Source organism: Duganella flavida (assembly GCF_009857445.1).
Taxonomy (GTDB): domain Bacteria; phylum Pseudomonadota; class Gammaproteobacteria; order Burkholderiales; family Burkholderiaceae_D; genus Rugamonas; species Rugamonas flavida.
On record NZ_WWCN01000025.1, the window covers coordinates 56,996 to 74,584 of the forward strand.

Below are 17,589 nucleotides of genomic sequence, written 5' to 3' on the forward strand. Positions count from 1 at the left end.
TCTATGAGTTCAATGAGTTCTATGAGCGTCTCTAAAATTTTCCGATTTTGCCTGACCATGCTGTTGCTGGCGGCGGCCCTGTGGATGGGCCGCTCGGCGTGGGACCATTACATGGACTCGGCATGGACCCGCGATGGCCGCGTCAAGGCGGACGTGGTCACCATCAGCGCCGACGTCGCCGGCACCGTGACCGAGGTGCTGGTACACGATAACCAGCTGGTGCAAAAAGGCGATGTGCTGTTCGTGGTCGATAAGGCGCGCTACGAAAACGCGCTGACGCAGGCCAACGCCATGCTAGCCTCGCAACAGGTGGAAAAAGGCCGCCGCTCGCAGGAGGCCAAGCGCCGCGCGGGCCTGGACAGCTCCATCGTTTCGGCCGAAAGCAAGGAGACGGCGGAAGCGGCGGTCGGCACGGCGTCGGCGCAGTATCAGGCCGCACTGTCGTCGCGCAATCTCGCGGAGCTGAACCTGGAGCGCACCGTGGTGCGCGCACCGGTCACCGGCTACGTCACCAACTTGAATGTGCACGCAGGCGATTTCGCCGCCGTCGGTTCGGCCAAGCTGGCGCTGATCAACAGCGAATCGTTCTACGTAGTGGGCTACTTCGAAGAGACTAAACTGCCGCTATTGAAGGTGAACGACAAGGTCGAGATCCACATGATGAGCGGCGAAGCGCTGATGCAAGGCCACATCGAAAGCATCGCGCGCGGCATCACCGACCGCGACGCCAACATGGGCCGCGAACTGCTGGCCGACGTCAACCCAACCTTCAACTGGGTGCGCCTGGCGCAGCGTGTCCCGGTGCGCATACACATCGACGACAAACCGAAAAATCTGGATCTGGTGGCTGGCACCACCTGCACGGTGGTGATTCGCGGCTAGCGAAAAAAATTAGCGCGCCCCGCCGGCGTCGATAATCGCGCCGCTGACGTAAGAGGATTGCTCGCTGAGCAGCCACAAAATCGTCTCGGCGATTTCTTCAGGCTGGCCGCCGCGTCCCAGCGGCACGGTGGACGCCAGCTTGTCGACACGGCCAGCGTCGCCGCCGCTGGCGTGGATCTCGGTGTAGATAATCCCCGGTCGCACGCAATTCACGCGGATGCCTTCCGGGCCTACCTCTTTCGATAAACCCAGCGTCAGCACATCGACCGCGCCCTTGGACGCCGCATAGTCGACATACACATTGCCGCCGCCGTGGCGCGAGGCGCCCGACGACACGTTGACGATACCGCCACCCTGCCCGCCGCGCGCGGTGGACATGCGCAGCACTGCCTCGCGGCTGCACAGGAAATAGCTGAGGATATTGGTGTTGATCACTCGCTGCAGGCGCTCGGCCGACATGTCGGCCAGCTTGCCCTGTTGTTCCAGCACGCCGACGTTGTTGACCAGCGCCGTCAGCGGCCCCAGTTCTTCGTCGATGGTGGTGAACAAACGCAGCACGTCCGCCTCGACGCCGACGTCGGCCTGCACGGCGATGGCCTCGCCGCCTTCGGCCACGATTTGCGCGCGCAGGCGCTCGGCCGCAGCGGCGTTGCTGTGGTAATTGATGCAGACTGCGTAGCCGCGCCGGCTGGCCAGCAGCGCGGTCGCGGCTCCGATACCCCGGCTGCTGCCGGTCACCAGCATCACCTGTTTCATAGGCTTACTGGGCGGGGCTGAGATTGGACAGCGCGTACGTCAGGTGCTGCCACCAGTGGTCACGCGACTGCACCGTGCGCAGGCATTTTTTATCCAGCTCCGTTTTGAAGACCGGATCCATGCACTGCTTGGTGGTCAGCGCGTTGCGCTGGTTCTCGGCATTCACCAGCGCCACGCACAGCCAGAAGATCAGGCCGAGGAACACCACCACCAGGCTCCACGCCAGGTGGTTGACGTGCGCCCATTCAAACAAGGTCTCCAGCGCAGGCGAAGATTCCTTGTAAATCTTCATGACCTCAGCCTCGGCCTCTTCACGCTCGTTTCGTGGGAATTTCATCGCCCTACCCTTCCTTCCTTGATTACTTCTTGCCGGCGCGTTCCTGCAGCGATTTCGCTACCAGGCTGTCGACGACTGCGAACATGGCGGCATGTGCTGCCGCAGGTGCGGTCAGGCCGTGGCCTGCCACAGCCGGCGAGGTGGTGTAATGACCGTCGATCACCAGGGCCGGCACACTATCCAGTTTATACTGCGCCGCCACTTGCTGCCCGCGTTTCAGTTTGGTCTGTACGCCGAAGGAGTTGAACGCTTCCAGGTACTTGGCCTTGTCCACGCCGTTCTTCACCAGGAAGTCCAGCAGCGCGGCGTCGGTGTTCAGGCGGTTGCGCTCTACGTGGATAGCGTAGAACAGTTTCTCATGCAGGTTGGTCACGTTCATCGCTTCCAGCGTGTAGAAGGCCTTGGCCTGGGCGTCGTCGCCCAAGTGCATGCGCTTGAAGACGATTTTATCGCTGTTCTTTTTCACCCAGTCAGCCAGCACCGGATCCAGTGCATTGCAGTGCGGGCAGTGGTACATGAAGAATTCCAGTACCTCGACCTTTTTGCCGGTCTCCGGACGCGGGCCGTTGACGGTGTTGTAGTCCAGGCCATCCTTGAAATCGGCGGCGGAGGCGCCGGCAGCGGCGGCCATGAAGGCAACGGTGGCAAGCAGTGGGCGCAGGAAGTTCAGGAGTCGCATAACAATCCTTCAAATAATGAGATGAGTGGCAAACGCGGGGAGATTACCATTTTTTCCCCGCTTCGGCCTAGGTATTAAGCTGGCCTTAAGGACGGCGCTTGCGGGCCGTCTCCAGTTTGTCACACAACACCGCGATACCGTCGGCGATGCGCGGCGTGGCGCGTACCAGCAGTTCGCCGTCCAGCATGAACAGGTTGTTGCGCTGGACCGCCTGCAAGCCTTTGTAGGGCTTCCAGATGTTGATGCCGGACTGGCTGTCATGCCGCTCGCCGCCGATGATGGCTTCTGGATTTTCCTGCAACACGGCCTCGGTGCTGACCGAGGGCGCCGTCACTTTCAAACCGGCGAACACATTGCGGCCGCCGCACACGCGCATGGCGTCGCTGGCGATATGCTCGCCGTTGAGCGTGAACAGCGGTTTTTCCCAGATCTGGTAAAACACCGTCACCGGCGGGCGCTGGGCGTAGGCGGCGGACAGCTTGCTGATTTTCTGGCGGTAGTCGCGCGCGGCTGCCTGCGCAACAGCGTCGGTGCCCAGTAGCTGGCCAAGGCGGGTCAGGCTGGTGGCGACTTCCTCCAGCTTTTTCGGCTCGCTGTAGAAGATCGGAATGCCGAGGCTTTTCAGCTGCGCCAGCTGGCGTTCGGTGTTCCCGGTTTGCCAGACCACCAGCAAGTCCGGGCGCAGCGCCAGCAGGCGTTCCATGTCGATCGTGGCATCGCTGCCGATCACGGGGATGCGCTTGGCCGCTTCCGGATAGTCGCTGAAACTCATGGCGCCAACCACCCGCTCACCGCCGCCCGCCGCGAACAGCAGTTCGGTGATGTGCGGCGCGGTCGAGACCACGCGCTGTGCCGGCCTGGCCAGCGTGACGCTGTTGCCGGCGTCGTCCTGCACGGTGACGGCCGCATGCGCGACGTGCGTGGCGGCGCATGCCAGCGCCAGCGAGATCAGGGCGGCGCTACGCATCAGAACTCGTAACGCGCCGAGATTTTCAGCTGGCGGCCGTTCGATGGATAGATCCCGCTCTTGCAGCCGAAGGCTTGCGAGAAGTATTCCTTGTCCGCCAGGTTCTGGCCCGACACGGCCCACTCCCACTGGCCGAATTTGCGCGCGTAGCGTGCATCCAGCGTGGTGTAGGAAGGAATCTCGCCGTCGCAGGTGTTGGTGAAGTCGCTGCCGTAGCGCTGCTTGTCCACCCACTGCACGCCAACGTCGGCGGTCTGGCCTGCGCCGGTCCAGGCCAGGCGTGTGGTCAGGGTGTTATTCGGCACCAGTACCATCTCCTTGCCGTCGTTGACGCCAGCGCGGAACTTGGCTTGCACGTGCTGGTAGTGGGCGCTGACCGACCAGGCAGCGTCGATCTTTTGTTCCGCATCCAGCTCCAAGCCCTGGCGGCGGGTCGGATCCAGATTGGTGTTGACGCCGAAGTTCAGCGTCGGATCGTAGAAGATTTCATTGGTCAGGTTGTGGCGGAATGCGCGCGCGGTGATCTTCTGCATGGCGGTAGCGTAGCTCAGGCCCAGCTCCGCGTCGTGCGACTGCTGCGGCGCCAGCGGCTTGTTGAGTTTAGGCGTGACGGCATTTTCATCCGAGTTGGCCACGCGGTAGCTCTGGCCCAGCTTACCGAACACGGTCAGGCTGGCAACCGGCATATAGCTCGCTTGCAGTTCCCATGCGTTCAGGCCTTGCACCACGCTGTAGCCGGTGGTGGCGTAGTTGAGCGGATCGCTGAAATCCTTGTCGAAGATTTCGCGGCGCACGCCGGCCGAGATGCGGCCCTCGTGGGCGGCATCAAAGCGCAACTCGTCGCGCACATACAGCGCCTTGGATTTCTGGTTGGCGTCGGCGTTGGAGGCAGCAAAGCCGCTGGAATCGGCCACACCGGTGCGCTCCCACTTGGTGAAGTCGATGCCGGCAACCAGCTCGTTGATCATGCCGTTGATGGCGCCCAGCTTGCGCACGCGCGGCGAGAACTGCCAGGTCTTGCTTTCGTAGGTGCTGCGGTATGGGCCGAAGTCGGAGAAATAGACTGCTTCCACCGTCTTCTTGCGGTATGACAGATCGGCGGCAAGGTCGTGGCCGGCCACGCGGTATTGGCCGAACACGGTCAGGCGGTCGCTGTCGAGCGAGCCGTTGTCGTTCGGCGTGGTGGTCTGGCGCGGATTGGCGTTGTATTCAGCCTCTTTCAACGAGCCGGCAAAACGCATGTCCTGGCGCGCGCCTTCGTAGCGGAAGCCGACGCGGTCAAACTGATTGGCGAACCATTGTGCACCGCCGCTGAAGTTGGTCTGTTTGAAGTCGTTGTTATCGCGGTAGTTATCGCTGCGCTGGGTATCCAGCGTGGCGTCGGCGGCAAAACCGTCCCAGGCCTGCGCGCCCGACAAGCGCACTTCACCGGCGCGGAACTGGCCGCCCTCGACGAACATGCTAGCGCGGCGGGTGTTGGCGGCCGCGCGTTTGGTGACGATGTTGATCACGCCGCCGGTAGCGCCGTCGCCGTACAACACGCTGGCGCCGCCGCGCGTGATTTCAATGCGGTCCACGGTGTCGATCGGGATGGTCGACAGGATGGCGTTGCTCAATTCATTTTCCGACAGGCGCACGCCGTCCAGCACGATCACCAGATTCTGGCTGCTGTTGGTGCCGAAGCCGCGCAGGTCGAGGCCGAAATCCGGGCTGCCGTCCAGCGACTGGCGGCCATACACGCCGCCAATTTTGCGGATGGCCGCATTGACGTCGCTCACGCCGGCGCGGCGAATTTCGTCGGCGCTGATGATAGTGGCGCCGATGGGGGCCAACGACGGGTCGGCATCAAAGCGCGAGCCGCTCACGGTGACAGTGGCGAGCGCGGCGCCGGCCGGTGCGGCGGCATCTTCGGCCATGGCAGGAACAGTGAAGCACAGGGAGACAGCAGCAGCCAGCAGGCGCGGACGGACGGAGATCATGGTTGTTATCGTTTTCTATAGAAGCCATCCGCCTGCGTCCCCGCAGGCTGGAAGCGTACGGAAGCTGCGCTGGGCAGCTTCCACCTGGTCTGGCCGGTATCCGGGCTATACGGTTGCGGGGGCAGCACACCTTGGTTTGGTGTTTCCCTGGCGCCAGACGGGCATATTATACGCTTGCCAAGATCATTCAGTTTTTAGATACGATCCATCTATATTTGCAGTATTGATTGCGTGGGTGTGAGTGCTTATAGTGGAAGCATCTAAGGAGCTCACCATGAAACTACCTACCTATTTCCTGTCCCACGGCGGCGGTCCGTGGCCGTTCATGATGGACCAGGTTGGCCATTTGTACGGCAAGCTGGACGCCTCGCTGCGCGACATTCCGCGCCAGATCGGCGTCACGCCGAAAGCGGTGCTGGTGATTACTGCGCACTGGGAAGGCCGTGAATTCATGCTGTCGTCATCGGCCAAGCCGCCCATGATTTATGACTACGGCGGCTTCCCGGCGCACACCTACGAGGTGCAGTACAGCGCGCCTGGCTCGCCGGAACTGGCGGCGCAAGTGCAGCAACTGCTGCAGGCGGGCGGCCACACGGCGCTGCTGGATGGCGAGCGCGGTTTCGATCACGGCACGTTTAGCGCCATGTATCCGGTGTATCCGAAAGCCGATGTGCCGATTGTGCAGCTGTCGTTGAAATATGGGCTGGATCCGCAGACCCACCTGGAGGTCGGCCGTTTGCTGGCGCCCCTGCGCGAGCAGGGCGTGCTGATTATCGGCAGTGGCCTGAGCTTCCACAACCTGCGCGCGTTCAACGCAGCTGGCGCATCGGCCTCGCATGCGTTCGATGGCTGGCTGCAGCAGACCATGGCACTGCCGCCGCAAGAACGCAGCGCACAACTGATGAAATGGGAAAGCGCCCCGGCAGCCCGCATGGCGCATCCACGCGAAGAGCACCTGCTACCCTTAATGGTGGTACTGGGCGCCGCAGAAAACGAAGCAGCGCAAATACCCTACCATGAAGACGCCTTCATGGGCGGCCTCGCAGTCAGCAGCTTCCGCTTCGGCTAAACATCCGGGGTCAGTTCTGCCATTGGTACATGAGCTCGTGTGCGATTGGCAGAACTGACCCCGGGTTTTAAGTGCCGCGCTTGCCGTTGGCGGCGGCTTTGGCTTTTTCGGCGGCGATGGCGGCTTTCTCGGCTGCCTTCACTGCCATTTCTTCCGCGTGCTGCGCGAGACGCGCCGCGCGCGTGTCCGGCGTCTCCAGCGAGATGCGGCCCAAAATACCGCTGCGGTAGTCGCCCAGGAAGGTGTGTGCGGCTTTCTCGTAATCGAGGTCGCCGCCCTTCTGGCGGAAGCCGCGCTTCATGCCCACGCCTTCCACTACGCCGATCGCATCGAACTTCTCGATCTCTTTAAAGCCATAGCGCGCCACCAGCAGTTCCGGGTAGTGCACCAGCAGCTCGCCGGCCAGGAACTCGGCGACTTCCTCTTCGATCAGCGCATTCGAACCAATCGCGTGGCTGGCGGCCAGCATCAGGCCATCGCTCGGCAACGCAATCTTCGGCCACAGCATGCCCGGCGTATCGACCAGCACCGTGTTCTTGTCGAGATAAAGCTTTTGCTGCTGCTTGGTCACGGCCGGCTCGTCGCCCACCTTGGCCACGCGCTTTTTCAGCAAGGCGTTCATCAGCGTCGATTTGCCGACGTTCGGAATCCCCATGATCATGATGCGCAGCGGCTTGGTCGGCACGCCGCGGTGCGGCGCCAGTTGCTTGGCCAGCTCCGGAATGCGCGCCACGTCAGCCGGCTTCTTGGTGGTCATGGCGTAGGCAGTCACGCCCTCCTGCGCGTTGTAGTACGCAGTCCAGGCGGCAGTGGCGGCCGGATCGGCCAGGTCGATCTTGTTGAGGATCTTCAGGCATGGACGCTGGCGGAACTTGCGCAGCTCTTCCACCATCGGGTTGGTGCTGGCCTCGGGCAGGCGCGCGTCGACCACTTCGATCACCAGATCGGTGTTTTCCATCTGTTCCGCCGCCTTCTTCTTGGCGGCGTTCATATGCCCTGGGTACCATTGTATCGACATGCTCTGACCTTCTAAAACGTTCTGACAACCTGCTATTTTACCTGCTTACGGGCGCGGGATTCGTTTATCATGAGGCGCGTCGTCCCTTTAATTAAACAAATAACAACCTACTACAACTCCGGAGTGCTGAAGATGAGCATAGCTGCACCGTCCAACCCGAAGGAAATTACGCTTCGCGGGATTATTCTGGGCATTCTGATTACGCTGGTATTTACTGCCGCTCAGGTCTACCTCGGCCTGAAAGTCGGTCTGACCTTCGCCACCTCGATCCCCGCCGCGGTGATCTCGATGGCGCTGCTCAGCGCGTTCAAGGATGCCACCATCCAGGAAAATAATATCGTCCAGACCATTGCCTCCGCAGCGGGCACCCTGGCCTCGGTAATTTTCGTCTTGCCCGGCCTGCTGATGATCGGCTGGTGGGCCCACGTGCCGTTCTGGCCGACCTTTGGCGCCTGCGCCGTCGGCGGCGTGCTCGGCGTGATGTACACGGTACCACTGCGCCGCGCGCTGGTGTCGCAGTCCGACCTGCCGTATCCGGAAGGCGTGGCCGCTGCTGAAGTGCTGAAGGTCGGCATGGCCTCGCGCGCCGGCGCAGCCGAAGGTAAAGCCGGTCTGCGCGCCGTGGTGTGGGGCAGCCTGACCTCGGCCCTGTTCGCTGCCGGCGCCGCCGCCAAGGTGATGGCCGGCGAAGTGGCGATCTATTTCCGCACCAGCAGCGTCGGCGCCACCGGCATCGGCGCTTCCAGCTCGCTGGCCCTGATCGGCGCTGGCCACCTGATGGGCATCACGGTCGGCATCGCCATGCTGGCGGGCCTGGTGATCGCCTGGGGCATCCTGGTGCCGCTGATGACGTCCCTGACGCCAGCCGCCGCCGGCGTTGACGCAGCCGGCCACGCGCTCGGCATCTGGTCCAAGCAAGTACGCATGATGGGTGCCGGTGTGATCGGCATCGCCGCGATTATCACGCTGGCCGGCCTGGCCAAGCCGATTCTCGGCGGCCTGAAGTCGGCCATGGACACCGCGCGCAAAGCCAAGCTGGAAGGCGCAGTGCTGGAGCGCACGGAAATGGACATGCCGATCTTCATCGTTGGCCTGGTGACCTTGCTGTCGCTGGTGCCGGCCGGCTGGCTGCTGGCCAGCTTCCTGCAAGGCGGCCCGCTGATGTCGCTGGCCGTGCCGCTGGTGGCGGTGGGCGTGGGCTACATCCTGATCGCCGGTATTTTCGCGGCGGCCGTGTGCGGCTACATGGCGGGCCTGATCGGTTCGTCCAACTCGCCGGTGTCCGGCATCGCCATCCTGACCATCCTCGGCGCCGCGCTGAGCGTGGGCATGGTCGGCCGCACCGTGATGGGCCCGGAAGTGGCGCAGGCGCTGATCGCCTACGCGCTGTTCGTCACCACTGTGGTGCTGGCAGTGGCCGTGATCGGTAACGACAATCTGCAGGATTTGAAGACCGGCCAGCTGGTCAACGCTACGCCATGGAAGCAGCAGGTTGGCCTGCTGATCGGCGTAGCCGCCGGTTCCTGCGTGGTGCCGCCGGTGCTGGAGCTGCTGAATCACGCCAACGGTTTCGTCGGCGCGCCGAATCTCGATTCGATCTCGGACCAGCCGCTGGCCGCACCGCAGGCGCTGCTGATTTCGACCCTGGCCAAGGGCGTCATCGGCGGCAATCTGCAGTGGGATTTGCTGGGCTACGGCGTGCTGATCGGCCTGGCGCTGGTGCTGATTAACTTCGTGCTGAAATCGTCCAGCAACGGCAAGTACAGTCTGCCGCCGCTGGGCGTGGGCCTGGCGATTTATCTGCCAAGCGCAGTGATCACGCCGGTGGTGATCGGCGCCATTACTGGCTACCTGTTCGACCGCGCGGTCGAGAAGAAGGTTGGCGGCGAAGCAGCCAAGCGCATCGGCGTGCTGGTGATGTCCGGCTTCATCGTCGGCGAGAGCCTGTTCAATGTGGCGCTGGCCGGCCTGATCGTGCTGTCGGGCAAAGGCGAGCCGCTGGCGATTGCGAACAGCATGAGCGAAGGCCAGACCATGACCATCGCCCTGATCGTCGGCACCGCCATCGTCTGGGGCTTGTACCGCTGGTCGGCCAAAAGCGGCCAGGCCGTGCACGGCTAAGCAGCAACAAGGGCGGGCTTGAGTCGTTACAATTAGTGAGAATTTAAGATTGTGATTTAGATATCATACGGAGTTCCTTCCCACACCCTAGGAATTCCATGAACAAGCCCGCCCTGCCCTCCGCCATTTTCGCCAGTTCGCTGGCGTTATCGGCTTCCGCCCTGGCGCAACAAACGATACCGGATTTCGTGGCGAACAACGCCAACGCCAGCAGCCCGGCCTACACCAGCACTCCGCCAGGCCAGTGGGCCTATCCAGCCGCCGTCGATCCTTATTCTGATGATCCGAATATGCGCTTTCGCCGCGGCCTGCCATCTTATGAAGCACCGCTGACCACCATCGCGACCTTCAACTCGATCGGCATTTACTGGGCACCGGCTGGCGCTACCATCGATAAGCGCGCCCGCGTCCAATTCCGCAAGCAAGGCGACTCCAGCTGGCGCGACGGCTTGCCACTCTGGTTCGATCCGCGCAACCGCGAATACCGTGGCAGCCTGGTCGAACTGGCCGATGGCGCCAACTACGAAATTTCACTGTCGCTGGCCGATGAACCAGGCACCACGGCCAGCACCACGCAAAGCACCTGGTCCAATGCCGTACCGGTCGGCCAGACCATCACCTTGCCGGTGACGTCCGCCGCGACTTACACCGTCAATGTCTCCGGCACGCCAACTGCCTATACGCTCTATACCGCACCGGAGGGCCAAAGCAGCACTATCGACATGGGCGAAGCCGATCAGCACCTGCCCAAGGAATACAGCTGCGTGCGGATTTCAGCGTCGTATGTGATTGTTCGCGGCCTGACTTTGAAGAACTGCCAGCGTCAGGGCATTGAAATCCTGTCGTCCGCCCATGACGTGATCATCGAGAAAAACGATATCAGCGGTTTTGGCTCGGCGCCGACAAGAACCGAAGCACCAGCTAGCCCAGGCTATGTGCCGACCAACAAAATCGTGCCCGGCACGGAGTATGAAGCGGGCATCTATTGCGAGAACACGCCGGTTGCACCAGCGTCCCGACCACAGCGGGTGATCATCCAGCGCAACACGATTCACGACCCACGCTACGGCTCGGTACACTGGACTTATGGCCACCCGAATTCCGCCCAGGCCATCATGCTCAGCCACTGCGGCAGCAATCACGTTGCACGCTACAACACGATCTACTCGACGCCGGGACACTTTTTCAACGACGGTATCGGCGGCTTGTCGAACTTCACGTTTGAAGGCTTCCCGAATGCGGATTCCGATATCTATGGCAACGACATTTCCGGCACCTACGACGATGCCATCGAGTCGGAAGGCGCCAATCGCAATGTGCGGATCTGGGGCAACTACCTGCATCACACGTATATCGGCATTGCGCTGGCAACCACCTCGCAGGGACCGGTATACGCATTCCGCAATGTGCTGACCGATACTGTGGGCATGGGCAGTCCCAACATGGAAAACCAGGATGACGGCGACCACGGTGTCTTCTTCAAGGTGGGCAGCGACCAGCCGGTGGTCAACGGTGGCCGCGCCTACCTGTTCCATAACTCCAATTTGCAGCCGGCGCCAATCGGCGCCTTGCAATATGGCTTGGGCGCGGCAGGGTTCATCAACAAAGCCGGCGGCGATACCTGCAACATCGTCCTCCGCAATAACCTGATGACCACCAGCAAAAATTGGCGCAGCGCGATTCGGTTGAACTCAGTGTGCGGCGCGAATGACTTTGACTACGATGCCTATGACGGCACCATAGATTATAACGGCGCCGCTATGCTTGAATCGAACGGCAAGCAAGGCAGCAGCAGCAAACGCGTGGTGCTGGCCGCCGGCACTGCCGCGCTGCCGGTGTACAGCAGCACCGTGTACAACGACGTCACCACGGCGACTTATACCACCGGCCGCGTATTCCTGTCGACGCCGGGCGCGGAACACGGCAATTTCCAGTTATCACCGAGCTCGCTGGGCTACGGCACTGGCGCCTACCTGCCGAACTTTAACGTGCCGGCGCCGAATGGGACCGACACTGGCATCGATGCCGGCGCCCACCAGCGCAACATGCCGAAGTTCCAGTATGGTGTGAACGCCTACAGTAATTAAAAAGCAATAGACAAAAAAGCAAGTCACCTCTATGATTGCCGCATCGCAATCATAGAGGCAGTATGAAAACTTCCCTGCTTCCCCTGCTGTTCGCGCTGCTGGCCACCGGCGCCAGTGCCGCCGCTCCCAGTGCCACCGAGTTTTTCGAGACCCCGCAAATCAGCCATGTCAGCCTGTCGCCCAAGGGCGGCTATGTCGCGTCCGTAACGGCGCTGCCGGAAGGTAAAACGGTGCTGGTCGTGCGCGATACGCGCGACCTGGCCAAGTTCAAGCTCATCATGAAGACCTCCACCCAGGAGGTACTGACCGCCGTCCACTGGGTCAATGAAAACCGCATTGGCTTCACCATCAAGAACTTGCGCCTCGAGTTTGAGGGTAATCTCGATGAAATGGCGGCCGACCGCGATGGCGCCAACCTGACGCACCTCATCAGCGGCAACTGGGAGCACACCCGCGAAGCCACCGGCACCATGATCAAGGCGCGCGTGCTGACCGCCGACTATTTCTTCAACGACGTCACGCACGATGGCTCGGACGATATCATCGTCGAGAAATACACTTGGAACCAGATCGATCCGCAGCCCGACCATTCGCGCCTGTACCGCCTCAACACCCGTACCCGCCAGCTCAACGACCTGCTGGACGGCACCCAGCCGGCCGCCGTGCAGGAGTGGCTAACCGACGCCAACGATGTGCCGCGGGTGGCGATGTCGCGCCTGCAGGGCCGCTGCATCAGTTCCTACCGCCACGCCAGCGACAGCGGCTGGCGCGAGCTCGATAGCGGCAACTGCTTCAAGGACCGCCTGTTCACGCCGCTGTTCTTCGACGGCGACGATACGCTGTACGTGCGCGCCAACCACCAGGGCTACGGCGCGCTGTTCCGCTACGACCTGAAGGCCATGCAGCTGGCCAAGGAGCCGTTCATTTCGGTGCCGGGCTTTGACTTTGCCGGCACGCCGGAAATCGACAGCAGCAGCCGTCGCCTGCTCGGCATCCACCTGCAGACCGATGCCGGCACCACCTACTGGCTCAACCCGCAGATGAAGGCCGACCAGGCCAAGATCGACGCCCTGCTGCCGGCCACCACCAACACCATCCGCTGCAGCGCCGAGTGCCTGGCCTCGCCCACGCTGCTGGTGGTGGCGTCGTCCGACCGCCAGCCCGACCAGTACATCATCTACGAGCGCGCCAGCGGCAAGCTGGCCGGCCTCGGCGCAGCGCACCCGGGCATCGATCCGGCGCAAATGGGCTTGCGCGACTTCCACCGCTACACGGCGCGCGATGGCCGCAGCATTCCAGCCTATGTGACGCTGCCGCCGGGCCAGTCAACCGGGCCGCGGCCGGCGGTGGTGCTGGTGCACGGCGGCCCGCATGTGCGCGGCGCTTACTGGGACTGGGACGCCGAGGCGCAGTTCCTGGCCACGCGCGGCTACGTGGTGATCCAGCCGGAATTCCGCGGCAGCACCGGCTTCGGCTACCAGCACTTCGAGGCCGGCATGAAGCAATGGGGCATGGCCATGCAGGACGATCTGGCCGACGCCGGGCAGTGGGCGGTCAAGCAGGGCTGGGCCGATCCCAAGCGCATCGCCATCATGGGCGCCAGCTACGGCGGCTACGCTACGTTAATGGGCTTGATCAAGACGCCGGAGCTGTACCGCTGCGGCGTGGAGTGGGCCGGCGTGACCGACATTGGCCTGCGTTTCAGCGCGCCGCATTCGGACGCTTCGCGCGAGACGCTCAACTACTCGCTGCGCACGCTGATCGGCGATCCGGACCAGGATGCGGAACTGTTCCGCCGCTATTCGCCGCTGGTGCGCGCAGCCGAGCTGAAACAGCCGCTGTTGATGGCGCACGGCGTCGAAGACCGGCGCGTGACGCTGGACCACGCCACCCGCTTCCGTGACGCCGTCAAGCAGCATAACCAGAACGTCGAGTTCATCGTCTATCCGAACGAAGGCCACGGCTGGCGTCACGAAGACAACCGCATCGCCTTCTGGCAGCGGGTCGAGGCCTTCCTCAACAAGAACCTGGCCAACTAGGCGCGCTCCTACCTGTGCGTGGCCGGTGCGCCGACAGCGGGCGCCGGCCACGCGCTGCATGATGGGGCCTCACCAGTTCAGGGAGGCCTGCCATGCGCGCACTTGTCTATCATTCAGCCCACGAGGTTAAAGTCGATACGGTTCCCGATCCCGTTTTACGGGAAGCCGACGACGTCATTCTCCGCATTACCGCCACCGCCATCTGCGGCTCCGATTTGCACCTGTACCGGGGCAAGGTGCCGGGCATGCAGGCCGGCGATATTCTCGGCCATGAATTCATGGGCGAAGTGGTCGATGCCGGCAGCGCTGTGACCACACTGCAAAAAGGCGACCGTGTGGTGGTGCCGTTCGTGATCGCCTGCGGCAGCTGCCATTTCTGCGACATGGCGCTGTACTCCGCTTGCGAGACCACCAATCCAGATCGCGGCACGATCATGAATAAAAAATCGCTGCGCCCCGGCGCCGCGCTGTTTGGCTTTACCCACAATTACGGCGGCGTGCCGGGCGGGCAGGCCGAGTTTGCGCGGGTGCCGAAGGCCAACGTCGGGCCGATCAAAATCCCGGCTGCGCTGACCGACGAGCAGGTGCTGTTCCTCAGCGATATCCTGCCCACCGGTTATCAGGCGGTGCTCAATGCCGAGGTCAAACCCGGCAGCACGGTGGCGATTTTCGGCGCCGGTCCAGTGGGTCAGATGGCGGCCGCCTGCGCGCGCATGCTGGGTGCCGAGACCATCTTCATGGTCGACCATCATGCCTACCGGCTGGAGTTCGCGCGCGCCGCTTACGGCGTGGTGCCGATTGATTTTGACCATGCCGATGCGGCGGAGGTCATCATCAGCCACACTGCCAATCGCGGCGTTGACGCCGTCATTGACGCCGTCGGCTTTGAAGCCAAGGGCAGCACACTGGAGACCGCGCTCACCAATCTCAAATTGGAAGGCAGCAGCGGCGCCGCGCTGCGCCAGTGCATCGCCGCCGTAAGGCGCGGCGGCATCGTCAGCGTGCCGGGCGTGTATGCGGGCTTTATCCACGGCTTCCTGTTTGGCGACGCCTTTGAAAAAGGCATCACCATCCGCGGTGGCCAGACCCACGTGCAGCGCCATATGCCGGAGCTGCTGCAGCGCATCCAGCAAGGTAAGCTGCAGCCGGAAGCCATCATCACGCATCGCCTGCCGCTGGAGCAGGCGGCCGAGGGCTATCGCCTGTTCGACAAGAAGCAGGATAACTGCCGCAAGGTGATCCTGCGGCCGGGGACTTAAATTTCCGCCAGCGCCTTGAGGTGGGCCACCACGCTGCGGCCCAGCGCCGACAGGTTGTAGCCGCCTTCCAGGCAGCTGACGATGCGCCCTTGCGCGTGCTGGCGCGCGACCGCCATCATCTGCTCGGTCATCCAGGCGTAGTCGGCTTCCACCAGGCCCATGCCGCCGATGTCGTCTTCGCGGTGGGCGTCGAAGCCGGCCGAGATGAAGATCATGTCCGGCTTGAAGGCGTGTAGCGCCGGCAGCCATTGCTCCGTCACGATTTTGCGCACCACATCGCCCTTGGTGTGGGCCGGTACCGGCACGTTGACTTGGTTGGCGGTGATCGGCTGCGGCTCGCAGTACGGGTACAGCGGGTGCTGGAAGAAGCTCACCATCAGCGCGCGCGGCTCGTTGCGGAAGGCTTCCTCGGTGCCGTTGCCGTGGTGGACGTCAAAATCGACGATGGCCACGCGCTGCAAGCCGCGCACTTCCAGCGCGTGTTTGGCGGCTACCGCGACGTTGTTGAACAGGCAGAAGCCCATCGGCTCGACCGGGCGCGCGTGGTGGCCCGGCGGGCGCACGGCGCAGAAGGCGTTGGCGATGTCGCCGTCGATCACGGCGTTGGTCGCGGCCACGGCGGCGCCGGCGGCGCGCTGGGCGGCGCGCCAGCTCCAGGCGTTGAGCGAGGTGTCGGCATCGAGCGGGTAGCAATCGCCTTCATCGGGCACGTTGTCACGCACCAGGGCGATGGCGTTGCGGCTGTGGTTGCGCTCCAGGTCGGCAATGTCGACCAGCGGCGCTTCGCGGTGTTCCAGCAGGTCGCTGATGTGCGAACCAATTAGCTGGTCGGCAATCGCTTGCAGGCGCGCTGGTGATTCAGGATGCCAGTCCCCCATGTCGTGACGCTGGCAGTCGGGATGGCTGTAGATGGCTGTGGTCATGTTATTTTTACTGCTGCGAGCTGTTTCTCGCATAGAATCCCCTCAGGCGCTAATCTACCATACATATCATGACCGCAAAATTGCATGCCGTGGCCCGGCAGGTGGGCGACATCATCGTCGGCAAAGAGCTGCAGATCCGCCAGGCCCTGACTTGCCTGCTGGCCGGCGGCCATTTGCTGGTGGAGGATGTGCCGGGCGTGGGCAAGACCACGCTGGCGCATGCGCTGGCGGTGTCGCTTGGTCTGCGCTTCAACCGCATCCAGTTCACCAGCGATTTGCTGCCGGCCGATGTCAACGGCATTTCGATTTTCGAGCGCGAGAAGAATGGCTTTGTGTTTCATCCGGGGCCGGTGTTCACGCAGGTGCTGCTGGCCGATGAAATCAACCGCGCCACGCCGAAGACGCAATCAGGCTTGCTGGAGGCGATGGAGGAGCGGCAGGTCAGCGCCGACGGCGTCACGCGCGCGCTGCCGGAGCCGTTCTTTGTGATCGCCACCCAGAATCCGACCCATCAAATCGGCACTTTTCCGCTGCCGGAATCACAGCTCGACCGCTTCCTCATGTGCCTCTCGCTCGGCTATCCCGATGCGGCGGCCGAACGCGCGCTGCTGATGGGCGAGGACCGGCGCGTGCTGCTCAAATCCCTGCCGGCCGCCATGACGCCCGCCGAGCTGGCCCAGGCGCAGCAAGGGTTGCGGCAAATTCACGCCTCGGCCGCATTGATCGATTATGTGCAAGCGCTGGCGGCGGCGTCGCGCCAGAACGTCATGTTTGCCGAGGGTCTGAGCCCGCGCGCGGCGATTGCGCTGCTGCAGGCGGCGCGCGCGTGGGCGGCGCTGGAGGGCCGCGACCACGTGCTGCCGGAAGATGTGCAAGCGGTGCTGGTACCGGTGTGTGCGCATCGCTTGCGGCCTTTGAGGTCGGCGCACGGCGTGGCGCTGGCCAGCCGTGATCTGGTCTTGCAGCTGCAAGCATCGGTGCCGGTGTAGCGGATCATGGTGGCGGTGCTGCAAGCCTTGTATCGCAAGGGCCGCGACCAGTGGCTGTTCCAGCTGCGCGACGCCGAACCGGGCACGGTAACACTGACCATGCGCCGCGTGTTCATTGTGCCGACGCGCGCTGGCCTGGGCTTCGCGGTGCTGCTGCTGGTGATGCTGATCGGCGCCCTCAATTACAACCTGGGCCTGGGCTTTGCGCTGACCTTTTTTGCCGGTGCCTGCGCGGTGGCCGATATGTATTTGACGGCGAAGAATCTGGCGCTGCTGCAGCTGGCGCCGGGCCGCGCGCAGCCGGTGTTTGCAGGGGAAGAAGCGCAGTTCGAGCTGCATCTGCTGAACCGCACGCGGCGCGACCGCTACGCGCTGTGGCTGGGTTTTCAGCTGGACGGCGAGCCGCACCACGTGACCGACGTGGCAGCCGGCGCGGCCAGCGCGCTGAGGCTGTCGGCGCGCGCGCCGGAGCGCGGCTGGCTGG

Annotated in this window: 14 protein-coding genes and 1 pseudogene; 8 read left to right on the plus strand and 7 right to left on the minus strand. The window is 63.2% G+C overall.

The window, feature by feature from the left end; all coding sequences use genetic code 11:
* The first annotated feature begins 21 nt into the window (after window positions 1–21).
* Window positions 22–882, plus strand: coding sequence for an efflux RND transporter periplasmic adaptor subunit (locus GTP46_RS27315; RefSeq protein WP_161009786.1), 861 nt, complete (start codon window positions 22–24; stop codon window positions 880–882).
* Between the two features lie 9 nt (window positions 883–891).
* On the opposite strand, the gene GTP46_RS27320 is transcribed toward GTP46_RS27315, so the two are convergent.
* The 5 genes from GTP46_RS27320 to GTP46_RS27340 form a co-directional block, all read right to left on the minus strand.
* Window positions 892–1,638 carry an SDR family oxidoreductase gene (locus tag GTP46_RS27320; protein WP_161009787.1) on the minus strand — a complete coding sequence of 249 codons (747 nt, stop codon included), beginning with the start codon at window positions 1,636–1,638 and terminating at the stop codon, window positions 892–894.
* 4 nt (window positions 1,639–1,642) lie between these two features.
* Entirely contained in the window at window positions 1,643–1,975 is a 333-nt protein-coding gene (locus GTP46_RS27325) for a hypothetical protein (protein WP_161009788.1), read from the minus strand.
* Between the two features lie 22 nt (window positions 1,976–1,997).
* Entirely contained in the window at window positions 1,998–2,654 is a 657-nt protein-coding gene (locus tag GTP46_RS27330) for a thiol:disulfide interchange protein DsbA/DsbL (protein WP_161009789.1), read from the minus strand.
* Between the two features lie 85 nt (window positions 2,655–2,739).
* Window positions 2,740–3,621, minus strand: a complete 882-nt coding sequence (locus GTP46_RS27335; protein ID WP_161009790.1) for a cobalamin-binding protein — start codon at window positions 3,619–3,621, stop codon at window positions 2,740–2,742.
* Window positions 3,621–5,600, minus strand: a complete 1,980-nt coding sequence (locus GTP46_RS27340) for a TonB-dependent receptor (RefSeq protein WP_161009791.1) — start codon at window positions 5,598–5,600, stop codon at window positions 3,621–3,623. Before GTP46_RS27340 ends, GTP46_RS27335 begins: the two co-directional genes overlap by 1 nt.
* A gap of 274 nt (window positions 5,601–5,874) precedes the next feature.
* Between GTP46_RS27340 and GTP46_RS27345 the strand changes: the two genes are divergently transcribed.
* Entirely contained in the window at window positions 5,875–6,669 is a 795-nt protein-coding gene (locus tag GTP46_RS27345; protein ID WP_161009792.1) for a DODA-type extradiol aromatic ring-opening family dioxygenase, read from the plus strand.
* A gap of 67 nt (window positions 6,670–6,736) precedes the next feature.
* Here GTP46_RS27345 and ylqF read toward each other — a convergent pair whose 3' ends face one another.
* The gene (gene ylqF / locus GTP46_RS27350) at window positions 6,737–7,687 is read right to left on the minus strand and encodes a ribosome biogenesis GTPase YlqF (RefSeq protein WP_161009793.1); all 951 of its coding nucleotides are present in this window, start codon (window positions 7,685–7,687) and stop codon (window positions 6,737–6,739) included.
* Between the two features lie 132 nt (window positions 7,688–7,819).
* Here ylqF and GTP46_RS27355 point away from each other — a divergent pair, with 132 nt between their 5' ends.
* The 4 genes from GTP46_RS27355 to GTP46_RS27370 all read left to right on the plus strand — a co-directional run bounded on the left by GTP46_RS27355 (window position 7,820) and on the right by GTP46_RS27370 (window position 15,193).
* Complete coding sequence (locus GTP46_RS27355) at window positions 7,820–9,808, plus strand: OPT family oligopeptide transporter (RefSeq protein WP_161009794.1); 1,989 nt, start codon at window positions 7,820–7,822, stop codon at window positions 9,806–9,808.
* A gap of 98 nt (window positions 9,809–9,906) precedes the next feature.
* Window positions 9,907–11,895: a right-handed parallel beta-helix repeat-containing protein gene (locus GTP46_RS27360; RefSeq protein WP_161009795.1), complete on the plus strand. Its 1,989-nt coding sequence runs from the start codon at window positions 9,907–9,909 to the stop codon at window positions 11,893–11,895.
* Window positions 11,896–11,957: 62 nt separating this feature from the next.
* Window positions 11,958–13,934 (plus strand): alpha/beta hydrolase family protein, encoded by a 1,977-nt coding sequence (locus GTP46_RS27365; protein ID WP_161009796.1) that lies wholly within the window; start codon window positions 11,958–11,960, stop codon window positions 13,932–13,934.
* A gap of 92 nt (window positions 13,935–14,026) precedes the next feature.
* Complete coding sequence (locus GTP46_RS27370; protein ID WP_161009797.1) at window positions 14,027–15,193, plus strand: zinc-dependent alcohol dehydrogenase; 1,167 nt, start codon at window positions 14,027–14,029, stop codon at window positions 15,191–15,193.
* Here GTP46_RS27370 and GTP46_RS27375 read toward each other — a convergent pair.
* Window positions 15,190–16,116 (minus strand): histone deacetylase family protein, encoded by a 927-nt coding sequence (locus GTP46_RS27375; protein WP_161009798.1) that lies wholly within the window; start codon window positions 16,114–16,116, stop codon window positions 15,190–15,192. The two genes, GTP46_RS27370 and GTP46_RS27375, sit on opposite strands and share 4 nt — an antisense overlap.
* 68 nt (window positions 16,117–16,184) lie before the next feature.
* On the opposite strand from GTP46_RS27375, the gene GTP46_RS27380 reads away from it, so the two are divergent.
* Entirely contained in the window at window positions 16,185–17,105 is a 921-nt protein-coding gene (locus tag GTP46_RS27380; RefSeq protein WP_161009799.1) for an AAA family ATPase, read from the plus strand.
* A 6-nt stretch (window positions 17,106–17,111) separates the two neighbouring features.
* Window positions 17,112–17,589 (plus strand): annotated as a pseudogene (locus tag GTP46_RS27385) (DUF58 domain-containing protein); the annotation flags it as partial.